General features: G+C 70.5%; 15 protein-coding genes. 1 reads left to right on the forward strand and 14 read right to left on the reverse strand.

Features of this window, described 5'->3' with window-relative positions:
• Nucleotides 1-15: 15 nt before the first annotated feature.
• From ACIGYR_RS26615 to ACIGYR_RS26670, 12 genes are all read right to left on the reverse strand, one after another.
• A complete protein-coding gene (locus tag ACIGYR_RS26615; RefSeq protein ID WP_043382239.1) occupies nt 16-234 on the reverse strand; it encodes an excisionase family DNA-binding protein in 219 nt (72 codons plus the stop codon).
• Nucleotides 235-433: 199 nt separating this feature from the next.
• Nucleotides 434-1,669 carry a DUF3631 domain-containing protein gene (locus ACIGYR_RS26620; protein ID WP_399603999.1) on the reverse strand — a complete coding sequence of 412 codons (1,236 nt, stop codon included), beginning with the start codon at nt 1,667-1,669 and terminating at the stop codon, nt 434-436.
• Nucleotides 1,666-2,085: a hypothetical protein gene (locus tag ACIGYR_RS26625; RefSeq protein WP_399603996.1), complete on the reverse strand. Its 420-nt coding sequence runs from the start codon at nt 2,083-2,085 to the stop codon at nt 1,666-1,668. The genes ACIGYR_RS26620 and ACIGYR_RS26625 overlap by 4 nt, the downstream gene beginning before the upstream one ends.
• On the reverse strand, nt 2,082-3,008 hold the full coding sequence (locus tag ACIGYR_RS26630; protein ID WP_399603993.1) for a bifunctional DNA primase/polymerase: 927 nt from the start codon (nt 3,006-3,008) through the stop codon (nt 2,082-2,084). Before ACIGYR_RS26630 ends, ACIGYR_RS26625 begins: the two co-directional genes overlap by 4 nt.
• Nucleotides 3,009-3,098: 90 nt before the next feature.
• A complete protein-coding gene (locus ACIGYR_RS26635; protein ID WP_399603990.1) occupies nt 3,099-3,410 on the reverse strand; it encodes a hypothetical protein in 312 nt (103 codons plus the stop codon).
• Nucleotides 3,411-3,629: 219 nt separating this feature from the next.
• The gene (locus ACIGYR_RS26640) at nt 3,630-5,744 is read right to left on the reverse strand and encodes a hypothetical protein (RefSeq protein WP_399603987.1); all 2,115 of its coding nucleotides are present in this window, start codon (nt 5,742-5,744) and stop codon (nt 3,630-3,632) included.
• A gap of 2 nt (nt 5,745-5,746) precedes the next feature.
• Nucleotides 5,747-7,375: a hypothetical protein gene (locus ACIGYR_RS26645; RefSeq protein WP_399603985.1), complete on the reverse strand. Its 1,629-nt coding sequence runs from the start codon at nt 7,373-7,375 to the stop codon at nt 5,747-5,749.
• 71 nt (nt 7,376-7,446) lie between these two features.
• Nucleotides 7,447-7,749, reverse strand: a complete 303-nt coding sequence (locus ACIGYR_RS26650) for a hypothetical protein (RefSeq protein ID WP_399603982.1) — start codon at nt 7,747-7,749, stop codon at nt 7,447-7,449.
• Nucleotides 7,750-7,776: 27 nt separating this feature from the next.
• Complete coding sequence (locus ACIGYR_RS26655) at nt 7,777-8,115, reverse strand: RRQRL motif-containing zinc-binding protein (protein WP_399603979.1); 339 nt, start codon at nt 8,113-8,115, stop codon at nt 7,777-7,779.
• On the reverse strand, nt 8,115-9,122 hold the full coding sequence (locus ACIGYR_RS26660; protein WP_399603976.1) for a DUF2637 domain-containing protein: 1,008 nt from the start codon (nt 9,120-9,122) through the stop codon (nt 8,115-8,117). The genes ACIGYR_RS26655 and ACIGYR_RS26660 overlap by 1 nt, the downstream gene beginning before the upstream one ends.
• Complete coding sequence (locus ACIGYR_RS26665) at nt 9,119-9,652, reverse strand: hypothetical protein (RefSeq protein WP_399603974.1); 534 nt, start codon at nt 9,650-9,652, stop codon at nt 9,119-9,121. Before ACIGYR_RS26665 ends, ACIGYR_RS26660 begins: the two co-directional genes overlap by 4 nt.
• Nucleotides 9,649-9,906 (reverse strand): DUF6284 family protein, encoded by a 258-nt coding sequence (locus ACIGYR_RS26670; protein ID WP_399603972.1) that lies wholly within the window; start codon nt 9,904-9,906, stop codon nt 9,649-9,651. Before ACIGYR_RS26670 ends, ACIGYR_RS26665 begins: the two co-directional genes overlap by 4 nt.
• 645 nt (nt 9,907-10,551) lie before the next feature.
• On the opposite strand from ACIGYR_RS26670, the gene ACIGYR_RS26675 reads away from it, so the two are divergent.
• The gene (locus ACIGYR_RS26675; RefSeq protein ID WP_399603970.1) at nt 10,552-11,934 is read left to right on the forward strand and encodes a hypothetical protein; all 1,383 of its coding nucleotides are present in this window, start codon (nt 10,552-10,554) and stop codon (nt 11,932-11,934) included.
• Here the strand turns inward: ACIGYR_RS26675 and ACIGYR_RS26680 are convergent.
• Nucleotides 11,931-12,833 (reverse strand): phosphotransferase enzyme family protein, encoded by a 903-nt coding sequence (locus tag ACIGYR_RS26680; protein ID WP_399603968.1) that lies wholly within the window; start codon nt 12,831-12,833, stop codon nt 11,931-11,933. The genes ACIGYR_RS26675 and ACIGYR_RS26680 overlap by 4 nt on opposite strands.
• Entirely contained in the window at nt 12,830-13,282 is a 453-nt protein-coding gene (locus ACIGYR_RS26685) for a GntR family transcriptional regulator (protein WP_399603965.1), read from the reverse strand. Before ACIGYR_RS26685 ends, ACIGYR_RS26680 begins: the two co-directional genes overlap by 4 nt.
• Nucleotides 13,283-13,638: the final 356 nt, after the last annotated feature.

A 13,638-nucleotide genomic window follows, 5' to 3' on the forward strand; every position in this document is an offset into this window, starting at 1 on the left:
GCTCCGAACGGGGGATCAGGCGGCGCGCTGCTCAGCGCGTCGGCGGGCCACGTACGCGGCGGGGGCGTCGGCAGGGACGCGGCGCAGGCTGCCGACCGGGATGGATTCCAACTCTCCGGACCGAATGAGCTGATAGCAGGTGGTGCGGCCGATGCAGAGGCGTCGGGCGGCCTCCTCAACGGTCAGAAGAACAAGGGTGGAGTCCGCGGCTTCAGGGAGCTGGGACGTGTCCATGGATGGGGCACTCCTTGTCTGACTGTGATGCCGGATGGATTGGGCGATGCCTCGCTGCCTCTTCCGGGGGATCCGCCACGTCCGCCACGCCGCCACACCGCAGGTCAGAGCGTTGATCGTGTGGCGGGTAGCGGTGTTGTGGCGGATAGGTGCCGCCACACCCCGCGCAGGATGCGGCGGCACCGAGGCGCTTGTTCGGTCAGTGGGTGAGGGTGGGCTGTGTGGCGGTTTCCGCAGACATGTGGCGGATGGGTGTGGCGGTATCAGCCACGGATGCACCCTTGTTGACCTGCGGTGTGGCGGACGTGGCGGACGTGGCGGATTCCTCGGGGGGCGGAGGGCAGTACCGCGTCCAAGCGTCCGTGAGGTCGTCCGCGTAGTAGCCCTTGGGGAAGCCCGAGGGGGTGCGGATGCCACGAGGCTTGATCGGCTTGTTGGCCGGGGTGACGTACTGGCCGAGCAGGCGGGCAAGGGAGCGGGAGTTGATCGGCTTGTCGTCCAGGTCGCCCCAGGGGGCGTCGTCCATGCGCAGCAGGCATTCGATGATGGCGGCTGTCGGCATCCGGTCGGCGCCGCAAAACACCTTGTCGCGCAGGTCGGTCAGCAGCCGTACTCCGAGGGACGCCTCGTCGTTGTCGTGGGCGGCGCTGATCAGTTCCAAGCAGGCGGCGCGGGCCCGGCCGGGCCAATCGCAGCCGATCGCGTCCGCGACCGCGAGCAGGGGTTCCCACACGTCGGCGGGCCGGTCGGAGACTCCGTCGGGCATGACCGGCCAGGCTTGGGCGACCTGTTCGCGGACGGTGTCCGCCCATTTGGCGAGCCGGTTGCGCAGGGCGTGGCCCTGCTTTTCGTGGATGCGCTGGCGGTAGGGCTCGACCTTTTCGTTGGGTGCGCGCTTGCGCATGCGGATGATGACTGACCTGGTCAGGACGGTGTCGGGCAGTGAGCCGAGTCCGGCCATGGCGACTGCGCAGTAGGAGTTGAAGACCTGAGCGTTCTGGTTGGAGCCTTCCCCGACGCAGCGCAGGGCGCCGCCGATGCGTCGGTAGCCGGCGTTCAGGAAGCCGCGTAGTGCTTCGTCGGCCCCGGCCTTGGGGCCGAAGATGGTGTCTACCTCGTCGAACAGCACGGTGGGCAGGCCCTCGGCGGAGTCGACCAGCCGGTAGAGGGCGTTGGCGGACGCGGACACCGTGGCGACCGGGCGGGGCGTGAGCAGTTCCACGATCTCCAGCGCGCGGGACTTGCCCGATCCCGGCTCCGGGGACAGGAACGCAAGCCGCGGGGTGGTCTCGAAGCAGTCGATGAGGTGGGCGTGGGCGTCCCACAGGGCAACGGCGACGTAGGCGGCTTCGGTGGGGAAGACGTTGAAGCGGCGGTGGAAGGCTTCCACCTCATCGAGCAGCGCGGCGCCGTCGATGGCGTTCGGGGCGGTCATGCGGCGTTCCTCCCTTCGGCGGGCGCGGCGGGCGCCCCGGTGCAGGCGGGCTTGTGGGCGTCGTACTCGGCGACCAGCTCAGCCACGTTCTTGGGGCCGGTGGCGGTGCCGGTCTGCCCGCAGGCGCAGGCGTAGGCGGCGGTGGGCAGGGCGCCGTGCCGGGTGGACCAGCGGGCGCCGTCGTAGTGGTGTCGGTAGGTAGGTGGGGCGAAGATCCGGATTCCGAGGGCGTCCGGTGTGGGGTCGACGCTCGGCCGGACCTGGGGGCGGTTCGAGCGAAGGGCAGTGACGACGCCCTGTCGGGCGGCGCCTTTCGGCTCGCCTACGCCCGCCACGTCCACGGGCCGTAGAGCGGCGTCCGGGCCGGTGGTCCGGCTGGTGGGGCAATCCAGGTGGGGGGAGTGGGGGCCGGTCATGAGGCTGCCTGCCGTGGTGTGACGTGGGTGATGACCCAGTCCATGGCGCTGCGGATGGTCGTGCGGCACTCGGCCGGCGGCAGGCCCGTGGACTCCCCCGCCCCCTGGATTGCCTGCTCCGCCACGTCCCGGGGGAGGTCACCCCACGCGACGAACCGGGCAACCTTGCAGGCGCTACGGTGCAGGGTGTTGTTGCGCCCGCCGTCGGTCGTGGCAGCGATGACCGCGCACTCCCGCTCCAGCGCCGTGCGGGCGGCCCGTGTGCCGTCCCGCACCGGGGCCACGGGGACGACGGCAGACCGGTCCGGCTCGGTGAGCCGTTCGGCCAGCCACCCCGGCAGTGGCGCGACGGGGGCGTCGTCGGTCACCTCGTAGGCGCCGTCGGGGGTGGTGCTGCCGGGGGCGACGACGTAGCCGCCCCAGGCACGGGTGTCGACGTGCGGCCCGAGACGGTTCGCGCTGCACTTCAGCCGCACCCCGGCCGGGGCGGCGAAGTACAGGTGCTCCCCACCGCGCGCGGTCCGCACCCGGTAGGTGGCGGGGAGGACCTGGGCGGCGCGCTCGCAGAGCGCTTGCAACGAAGTGGCGCCGTCAGGCGCTCCCTCTGGTTCTTCGGGCTTGCACACGTCCAGGTCGACGACCAGCAGCCCGGCGGGGCCGGTCGCGATCCCTACGTTGTACGGGCGCGCCGCCCACGTCGCGTGGATCAGGTCGGGGTTGGTGGTGGCGCGCTGTTCGGGCTTGCGGTGCCCGCCCGCGCACCGCCCCGTTCCGGGGCAGTCTCGTTCGGCGTGGCCGGCGGGGCGCTTGGCGCGCGGGTGCAAGGGGATGACGGGCCAACCGCGCTCCGCTGCGGTGAGCGCGGAGGCCAGTAACGGCAGGCAGTCCAGAGCGGCAGTGACGGTGCAGGGAGGTTCGGGCATGCTGGAGGTCTCCAGTTCTCTTCGATGGGTGCTGGTTGGCAAGGGCGGCCCCGTGTTCTTGGCGGAATCGGGGGGCCGCCCTTGGCGTAGCTAGGTGTTCTTGGTCCGGGCGAGCTTGAAGGTGATGCCGCCGATGCCGATGGGTCCGGCGGCACCCGCGATGACGGTGGCGGTGTGGGCCGCGGCGTCGAGCAGGAGGCAGAGGCAGGCGACCAGTCCCCAGCCGCCGGCGACGACGGCGCCGGCGATGGCGAACGGGATCAGGACCCGGGGCCAGGCCATGCCGGCCGGGTGGGTGTCGTGGACGACGATGACGACGGGTTGTCCGGTGGCCTGCGCGCGCTGCCAGTCTGCGGCGGATATGTGCGGGGCGATGTTTCCCGGCGGGGTGCGGTGGTCCATTACGGGCTCCTCGGGTGAGCCGCGGGCCCGCACCATCAGGTGGTGCGGGCCCGCTCGGATGGGTGGTGGTGCTTGTCGCGTGGCTTGTCGTCTTCCTTGTCGCGTGCTTGTCGCTTGTCTTGTCTTGTCGCTTGTCGCCTTGCAGATCACAAGCCGTTTCCGGGCGTCTGGGGCCCGGTGGGCGGCATGTGCTCCGGCGGGGCGACAAGCGACAAGAGGTCAGCTCTCCGGGGGCTGTTCGGGGGCGTGCTGGCGGTGGACGTAGCGGACTTTGGTGCCCTCGCCGACACGGACGGCGGTGCCGTCCTTCACCCAGTCCCGCAGCCATCCCACGACCGTCTGACGGGACGTGCCGTGGTCCGCGGAGAGCGCGCGGGCGATCGCGGACGCTCCGGTGCCCTCCCGGCCGGCCGCGAGCAGCAACGCCAGCGCCGCCTGTTGTGCGGGACTGTCCTGCTCGCCCCGCAGCGCCGACAGGTTCAGCCCGCCCGCAGCCGGTGGCCCGTCGCTCCCTGCCGGGGCCTGCGGTTCGGGGGCGGTGCCGAACTGCGCGTCGATCTGCTCGCGGAAGCGGCGCAGCATCTCGTCTTCCGGCGAGAGCGGCGCCCGCTCCGAACCGCTGAGCGCGGACAGCCGCAGGCCCGTGCCGGCGGCGACGCTGTCGTCGGTGGCGGCCTGGTCGTCGGTGGTGGCCTGGTCACGCATCCAGGCGGTGCGGTCGGTGTCCCAGCGGCGGGCGTAGGCGGGCCCGGCGGCCTTGGCGGACACCGGGTCCAGGACGGGGTGCAGCTCGGACGTGGCGGCGATGATCTCGCGGATCTGGTTGGGCAGGATGCGCCAGGCTTTGAACAGGGCGGCCGGTGACTCGGGGGTGCCCATGAACCCGGCGCCCTTGTGCGGGGCCTGCTCGACGCGCAGCCCGCGAGAGCCGGGGAACATCTTCGACAGGTCCATGCCCTCGGTCTCCCCGCCGGTCAGGGCGACGCGGACCTTGGCTTCCCGGCGGATCATGAGGTTGCTCAGCACGCTCCCGGTGGCGCCGAGGGCGGTGAGCACGGTGCGGATGCCCATGGCGCGGGCGACCCGGATCACTTCCAGGATCTTCTCCCCGAGCTTGCGGACCTGCCGGTCGGGGCTGGCCAGGATCTCCGCACCCTCATCGATGACCAGCATGATCTGGGGAATCTTCGCGCTGATGGGCAGCAGATCCGTGTTCGCGCGGGCAAGCACGTCCTGATAGCCCATCTTGCGCTGCTTGGCGACCTTCACCGCTGCGTCCAGCATGGTCATGGCCTCGTCGTAGGTCCCGGCGAGCCAGTCGATGCCCGGCCGGACCGCGGTGCCGTCCGGGGCGTCGATCTCGCCGTTGAGGGCGGGCAGCACCCACGGCAGACCGGCCGATCCGGCGTTGAGGTCGATGACCCAGGTCAGGATGTCGTCGGCGCGGGCGAACCCGGCGAGGATCGAGTGGACCATGTTGGTCTTGCCCGATCCGGTCGGGCCGACGATGAGCGCGCACTGCTCGCGCAGGTAGGCGAGGACCTGTTCGGCGTTGGTGCGGTAGCCCCAGGGGATGCCGGTCAGGACGGACAGGGTCCCGTAGTCGGTGGGGTAGGTGCGTTCCTCGGCGAGCACGTTCGATGTGGTCACGTCGATGATGACGCGGCCCTGGTGGATGCCCGGGGAAGCGGTGGCGGTGCAGCCGTGCGGCAGCCGGGCGTCCGCGGACAGCCGCGCCGACTCAGCGGCGATCTTGGTGTAGGTGGCGCCGCCGGGCGGGAGTTCGGCGTCGATGGAGAATCCGGCCCCGGTCGCCCACATCTCCACCCCCACCACCCGCACGGTGATGGAGCAGACGCGTTGGATGCGGTCGACCCATTCCGCGGCGATGGCGCGGCGTTCGGCGGACAGCTCTCGTGCGATCTGCCGTTCGGCGGCGGCGATGGCCTCTTCCTCGCGTGCCTCTTCGTAGAGGTCGACCGAGCGGGCGGCGGCGCCGATACCGACGCCGATCGTGGCCAGGGAGCCGAGGGCGGTCCAGGTGAGGGGGCCGTGGGTCATGGCCCAGGTGGTCCAGCCGGCTCCGATGAGCCAGGACGCGGCGCGGGTGGCGAGGGTGCGGCCGGCGTTGCGCACGCGGAGCCCGGCGATGGTGTGGCCGAGGGCCCCGGCCGCGCCGACGGCGAGGGCCCAGCCGGGGGGCATGCCGGTGGCGGCGCCGGTGGTGGCGACGGCGAAGGCTCCGGTGGTGGCGGACAGGGCGCCGGTCACGGGTCCGTGACCAGCGCTCCAGTCCAGCACCGGGCCACTGTGCTGCTCGGTGGTGGTGGCCATGGTCAGACGTTCCAGCCCTTCTCGGCCTCGGTGCCGTTGCGGGGGTCCTCGTGCCGGGCGATGTCCTGGGCGTGGACCTGCCGGAACATCGGCCCCATGTCCTCAGCGACCGCGACGGCGCTGTGCAGGGCGCCGTAGATGTCGGTGAAGCCGTCGGCGACCTGCTTCTCCAGCGGGAACTCGGAGTCGGACCGCTCGGCGAGGATCTTCATCACGCCGGCGATGCATTCGAGCGCGGCCGGCAGTCCCTCGACCATGCGGAGGATCTCCATGCAGCCGTCCGGCTCGTAGGTGTTGGCCGCGGCCAGCATGTCGATGGCGTGGTCTTCGAACTTGAACCCGGAAACGAGGGCCATCTGCTCTCCTTCATTCACCTCAGGGGTGCTGCTGACAGGGATTTGTGATGCGGGCCGCTCCACGCCGTTGGCGATGCCGTCCGCCCCGTCCTGGGCGGCTTCGGCGTCGGCGGCGGCTTCCTGCTCGGCCAGTTGCTCGCGGATGGCGTCATCGCGGGAGGCGCGCTGCTCGGCCGCGACGCCGGCCAGGCGCTGGTAGAGGCGGCGGCCGGGGTGCATCAGCCACCCGATGCCGAGCTTGCGGCCGATTGGTGTGCTGATCAGCCCGAGCAGGCCGACGGGCAGGGCGAGCAGGGCGGCCAGCAGACGCCGGCCGTGGAACCGGGCCGCAGAGCGGCGTAGGGCCTGCCGTGCGGTCCGGCGGGCGGGAGCCTTGCGGACCGCGGCGCGCTGGGCGGCCAACGTGCCATCGGTCTTCGCGTCACGCTTGGCGCGGTTCTTGGTGACCGCGGCGTCCCGGGCGGCGCGGGCCTTGCGGACCGCACCACCCAGCAGACGCCCGGCGGCGCTGCTGCTCTTTCCGGGCCGGTGGGTGCCGGCTGCTGCTTTGGCGTTGCGACGGGCGTCGGCGACCGCCCGGCGTGCGGCGGTGGTCTGCGCACGCCGCTCGGCCCGCGACCCGCCGACCACGGCCTGCTGCGCTCGCAGGGCCTTGATCTGACCGGCCCGGTTCACGGCCTTGCCCGCGCCACCACCGGCCAGGTGCTTAGCCAATCCCTGACCGGCTTTGTTACTGGTCCTCCCGCCGTTGGTGGCGGTGTTGCGGCGGGTGGCCGGTCCAGTGGAGCGGCGACGCCGGTTCGGGACAGTGCCCGAACGGCTCCCCGACAGACCGCGATTCGAGCCGCCGGAGCGCCCGCCGCGCGAGCCGGACGACAGGCCGCCACCGGGCCGGCCGCCAGCTCCCGTACCGGCACGGTGGAGACCGGTGTTGCGGGCAGCGGTTCGGCCGGCGGTGCGGGCCGCATTGCGTCGGGCGTCGCGGCGGGGGTTGGGGGTGCGGGAGCGAACGGTGGCGACCGTGCCCAGGACTACCGCGCCGGTCGCGGCGACCATGGCGGCGATGGGTCCGCCGGCCAGGGAGGCGGCGGCGACCATGCCCGCGGTCGTGTTCGCCCCGGACAGGGCGAGGGGGACGACCGGCCAGCCACCGGGCGTGTGCTCTATCTCCGCCTCGCTCGGGGCCGACGTCTTCTCGGTCGGTGCGGGGACGGTGGGGGGTAGTGCGGGCGGGGCCGGTTCGACGGCTACCGGCTCGGTGCTGAGTTCCGTCATGCTGTGAGCACTCCTTGCGGGGAGTAGGGCCCGGCCGGGGCCGTAGGAAGTTGCCGGCCGGGCCTGCCGGATCAGGTGTGGTGCGGGTGGCGTGCGGCGACTGCCTGCCAGCGCCGGTTCTGCGTGCTGTCCGCGCGGGCGAGGCTCACGCGGAAGTCGCAGCCGGGTCGCGGACAGCGGTGGGTGGTCGTCACCCACGCGCCGATCAGGCGGAAGAACAGGCCGGAGAACGAGGCCAGGCAGGACAGACAGCAGGCCAGCAGCAGCGCCACGGGCACGCCGTAGCCGGACAGCCGCACCCCGATCGCCAGGGCCAGGGCCGCGCTGACGGCGACGGCGCCCGTGTTCAGGACACGATGACGTGTGACGTTCACTCCAACTCCTCGGTTCAGGCGGGGTGGTCAGGCGGCGCGCTGTTCCTCGGGGTCGAAGCAGGGGGTGCACATCCCCAGCTCAGCGGGGATGACGTAGCCGGCATCCCGCCCGCACTCCGGGCAGATACGCCGGGCGGTGTTGGCCCTGGCCAGGGCTGCCCACTTCGCGGGCGTCATCGGCCGGACCGGCTTGGCCAGCTCGATCGAGTAGAGATAGGCGACCAGCGGCCCCCGACGGCGCCGCGGACGCTCCACCTGGGCCGCCACGTCCTGCCCGCCGGGCCGCAGCCCTAGGGCGCGTAGCTGGCGGCGGGTGGCCAGACCGTCCGGGGCGAGGTGCCACCGGTAGGTGGGGATGGTGGCCATCAGTTGCTCGCGATGGCCAGCTCAGCCCCGCCCGCGCCCGGGTCACGATGCTCGGCGTAGCGGGCGGACACCCAACCGACCGACCAGCCGCACAGCTCCACAGCAGAGCGCACGGACAGCCCAGCGCCGAACGCGGCGGCCACGATTTGCCGGGCGTCGTCCTCAAGAAGCTTGCCGTTGGCCGGGCCGCGCGCCAGCAGGGCGGCGCGTTCACGCTCGGCCCGCTCCTCGCGCTCCTGGTGTTCACGGCGTTCACGCGCTTCGCGCTCGGCCCGCTCGCGGGTATGGCGTGCGGCGGCTTCCCGCTCGGCCCGTTCCCGCTCCTGTTCACGCTGTTCACGCTCGCGTTCACGGCGTTCACGCTCGGCCCGCGCCACGGCCTCCGCCCGCTCCCGCGCTTCCCGCTCCTCACGGCGCCGGCGTTCCTCCCGCTCGGCCTGCTCGCGGGCTAGGGCGGCTTCGTGTTCACGGCGTTCACGGTCCAACTGCGCGGCGTGCTCGCGCTCCTCACGGGCCTCTGCGCGGGCCTGCGCGGCCTGCTCGCGGGCCACCTGCTCGCGCCGCTCTTGCTCCGCCCGCTGCACTGCTTCCAGCGCGGCCACCGCTCGGGCGATGGCCCGCCGGTAGGCCAGGCTGGTCTCCGCGGTAACAATCAGCAGCAACGGCGCGACCGAGTGGACGGCCACGCCGACCAGGTCTTTCTTCAGTGCCGAGTCGGCGGTGTTGAGGGCAAGGGTCATGAGCCCGGTCATCCACCGCAGTACTACGGGCCAGCGTCCGCCGTGCCCACCGAGGCGGGCGAGCACGTCATCGAGCTTGACCACGATGACGACGGCGGCGTCCACTACGAGGGGCAGGATGGGCGCCGTCCAGTCCCACTGCTCGGCCGTGTGCGCGGCCATGAGCGGCGTCACGGTGAGGATGGAGTAGAGCATCGCCCCGCACACGATCAGCCACGTGCCACCCGACAGGGCGCGCTCTGCCGAACGGGTCTGAACAGTGTTCACGCCGCACCCCCTACCGGCTCCGGAGAGGGCATGAACGCCCGCCGGTAGCCGTTGCAGTTCCCGTCGTAGATGAACGCTGCAACGCACCATGTGGACGCGGACGCCGGGCGTTCATCGCAGGGCACCCAGCGGGTGCCGGCGGGCACGCCGTGCGTGGCCGTGTCCGTCAGCGCGTCCTCGCGGGTGGCGTAGACGGTGTGCGGCTCGCCGTAGTGCATCAGCACCGTCAGCGACCGCCCCACCAATAACCCGGACTCCAGCGCCTCGCGCAGCCGGCGGATCTCGATTTCCTTGAGCAGCAGCTCCTGCTGCGCCCCGGACAGCTCCGCCACCGCGCCGGCCAGCAGGGCACCCACCTCGGAGGTGGTGGCATCTGCTCGCTCAGCGCGGTCGGTGACGGCGTGGAGCTCCCGTACATGGCTTGCCCACGCGGCGTCCGCCTGCGCCTGTACGTCCCGCGCACGATTGCGGGCCTGGTCGGCTTCCTGCTCCAGCCGGGCCAGCCGGCCGGCGGTGACGATGCGGATCACGCCGCCTCCCCGCAGCCGGCACGGTTGGCCAGCACCACCCGCGTGGCCAGGGCCTTGCGCCGGGCCCGACGGGTCCGGCGGGCGTCCTGCTCGGCCGGCCGGGTCTCCAGCGCGACAATCTCCGCGTCGACCAGGTCGACGTCCGCGAGGATCGCGGGCATCTCCCGCTCGATCGCGTCCAGCTCCGCGTCCGTCGGCTCCATCCAATCGGCGAACGCGGTAACAGCTTCCTGAACAGTGACGATGTGGCTCATTGGGTCGTAGTCCTCTCAGCAGTGGAACGGCCCGAACGGCGGCCCCGGGTCTAGCCACCCGGGGCCGCGCGCCGTTGTGAGGTGATCAGCTACGCCAGACGCGCAGCACGGCCACATAAGTGGCCGGAGTGCCCCGGGCGAGATTCGGTCTCGCACCCTCACGGTTGGATGCCGGGGCGGTGTACGTGTCTCCTTCGGGGGTGCCGGGCCCGTATCAGGTAGCGCGGCATGACCCCGTTGTAGGCGTATGGAGACGTGACCTTTCGGTCTAAGCCCTCCCGAATGACCAGGGTCGGGTGCGCCCTCGGCCCGCTCTGTCCCGGGCCCCTTGAGGCCGTGTCCGGTGGACGTGGCCTCCATTAGTCGTGCTTCAGTGCCACACACCCCGCTATGCGTGGTGTGTATTACCTACCACTTACGCTGGCAGAAGGATTCCGCGCCGTCAACCCGTGGCTTTCGACTCGGTCCCGCCGGCCGGTCCCATGCGGTGGTAATTCAACTGTCCTCATCCGGCGGGCGGTTCGGGAGCGAGCACTGGGGGGTGCAGTCGTGCACTCCTAGGTGCGAACCCTCTGCACACCGGACCTGACCTGCGTAGAGTGACGATGAGTCAAGCTGGTACTACGGCCGCACTCTGGGGGTCCCATGGCAGACCGGAATGCCAGACTGGCCGCGCTCATGCAGGAAGGTGACTTCTCGCACAAGTCCCTCGCTCGCGCGGTGGTCGCCGCTGCCGCTCGGTCAGGTGAAGACATCACCTGCGATCACACGTACGTCTCGCGCTGGCTCAAGGGGGCAATCCCGCGCGGCAACATGCCGCAGTTCATCGCGGACGCCATCGGGCAGAAGGTCGGGCGCCGGCTCACCCTGGACGACATCGGCATGGGTGACGCGGCCGTGTCTTCCGTACAGCCCGACCTCGGACTTGAGTTCGCAGACAGGGCCGAGGTGGCGGCCAAGACCGTCGCAGACCTGTGGCGTGCCGACCTGGCTGAGGCAGAGGTACTGGTCAGGGCACAGCCGGACTCGGCTGCCTGGAACACGGCGTCCCTGCGCTGGATCGTCGCCCCGGCGGACGGGGAGCTGACGCGCGCGGGCAACCAGGCGATCGGCATGGTGGACGTGGAAATGATCCGCTCCACTGCCGACGCCTTCAGCATGCTCGATGGCAAGTTCGGCGGTGGCCACGCCCGACGCGCGCTGATCCAATATCTACACACAGATGTTCGGCCGATGCTGGACGGCAAGTACTCCGACGACGTGGGGAAACAGCTCTACTCGGCCGTGGCAGAAGCGCTCTTGCTCGCTGGGTGGATGTCTTACGACAGCGGCCTTCATGGCATCGCTCAGCGGTACTTCATCCAGGCGCTGCGCATGACTCAAGCGGCAGGGGACCGGCTTCTTGGCGGAAGCATCCTTTCCGCGATGAGCCACCAGGCCACGTTCCTCGGGCGCTACCAGGACGCGGCCACCCTCGCTCGGGCGGCCTACACGGGACCGGCCGGCGTGCTGGGCCCCACGATGTCCGCGCAGTTCCGCGCGATGGAGGCGCGGGCCCTGGCCCGCCTCGGCGACGAACGGGGATGCGACCTCGCCTTGGTAGAGGCAGAGCGCAAGCTAAGTCAGCGGACCCCGGACAGCGATCCGCTGTACATCGCTTATTTCGATGAAGTGGAGCTTGCAGCCGAGATCGGCCATTGCTTCCGAGATTTGGGCCGGTCCGCAGAAGCGGCAGAACGGGGCGCGGGGTCGATTTTCGGTGATGGCCTTAACAATCGAAGCGACTTTTTCGCGACGATGGTGCAAGCCGAAGCTTATATCAACCAAGGCGAGATCGGGCGCGGCTGTGAAATCGCCAAGACTGCGCTACAACTCGGGGAGGGGTTGAAGTCGGCGCGCTGCGTTCAGTACGTTCGAGAATTCCGCGAACGCATTTCCCCTATGATGCGAGGCGCTGTGGAATTACGCACCTTCATGGAAGAAGCCCGCACCTACCGCCTATGGCAGCAATGCAGCTTGACACCCTAGAAGGGCGCCCAATCTCGGCGTGATCCTCCTGACCGGAGAGTTGCCACCCGCTTCTCAACCTCGTCGGCAGCCCGAGGGTTCGCGCCCGCGTTCTGCGAGAGCCACGTGACCATCAGAAGTTCCCGCACACTGCGCAGCACGGCGTATCCCGCCCACTCACGCACGTCGAAACCGTAGCCAGCCACGAAGTCCGCATACTCTGCTTCCGTATGCCAACCAAAGCTGTCGTAATACATGGCTGTTTGCGTAAGGTCCCACTCGCGGGGGCCGGTGGCAAATCCATCCAGGTCAATTACACGCGGGTGGTCTGCCGCGTCGCGCAGGACGTTACCCACATTGAAGTCACCATGCAGATGCCCCGATGGAAGCGAGAATTCGAGGCACCCATACGCTGCCTCCAAATCCCTCGCCATCGAGCGGAGGAATGCGCGGGTACTCTCCGGAATCGCGGCACGCTCCAAGCGGCTGGCGACCTTATCGAAGGGTTGGAGTCGCGGCAACAAAAAAGGCGGCGACTCCAGTTCGTGGAGCCGCCGCAGTAGCACGCCCATTTCCCCCGTACTCGCATACGTGTCGCCGTCGGCGAGCCCTTCCCAGAAGGTGACGGGGTGATCTTCGATTACGATCGGCTGTTCAGCATCCGTGACGAGACGAGCGGCCGGGTAGCGCTGGTCCGCTAGCCACCGGGCCACGGCCACTTCTCGCCGCACCGAGGAAATGCGGTCGGCGCCCCGTCCCACCCGCGAGATGGTCCGGCCCCCGCCGATGCGGAACACGGCATGGTCGCCGAGCCGAAGGATCTCGATGCCGTCCGGGTCCAGGTCGGCAACCGCGCATGCCCGGCGCAGGATGGCCTCTGCCGCGTCCGCGTCGAAGTCTGTGCGTTCCGTCGTCGTCATGCCGACTGCGCCTCCCGTCCAGCCGGCAGGGCGAGGACTTCCCGCCCTCGCCCAGCCCCCTTGCCGATCAGCCCTTGACCTTCCATCTGCGCGATGGCGGAGCGCACGGCGGTCCGGGACGCGCCGAACCGCTCGCACAGCTCCTTCTCGGTGGGGAAGCGGTCGCCCACCTTCACCTCGCCGCCGCGCAATACGTCGGTCAGCCGCTCGACCAACGGCCGGCGGTCGCCGGTACCCGCCACGAACCATCCAGCGCCCTGCACCGACTCGATCACACCATCGGCCTTGAGTGCGGCAAGCGCCCGCTCGATAGTGCTGCGGCTCACGCCGTACTCGCTCACGAGTACCGACTGAGAAGGCAGTGCTTCAGTGATCTCGCGGTCTCTGATCTTCTCGCGGAGGGATTCCGAGACCTCCAGGTACGTACCTCGCGGACTGCCCTGCGGCACGTGGGCCCCCTTCCTCAACCTGGCCGGCGTCCTGGCGGACGCCTCGCAGTTTCAAGTTTTCCACGCCCCGCGCGACCGGCCGCTGGCCTTGCCTCCCCCACTCCCCGGATGCACCCCGTCAGTACTTGGGGGGCCCGAGCAAGCTAACGCCCGCTGCGCCAGCTCGACCTCACGGGGGCTCCTACGCCGGAGCGAGCGCCTCTGACAACCCCCCGCATGCCTGGAGCCGACCCACACCTTCTTGAGGCCTTGCACGATTTGGGTCTACGCGCGTGTACGGGCATCTACCTGGGACTCTCGCCGAGCCGCGCTGATAGACCGTCAACTTCCGGTTGACCAGCGGCGATTGATCACGA

The sequence above is a fragment of the Streptomyces sp. NPDC053076 genome (genome assembly GCF_044546845.1).
Lineage (GTDB): Bacteria > Actinomycetota > Actinomycetes > Streptomycetales > Streptomycetaceae > Streptomyces.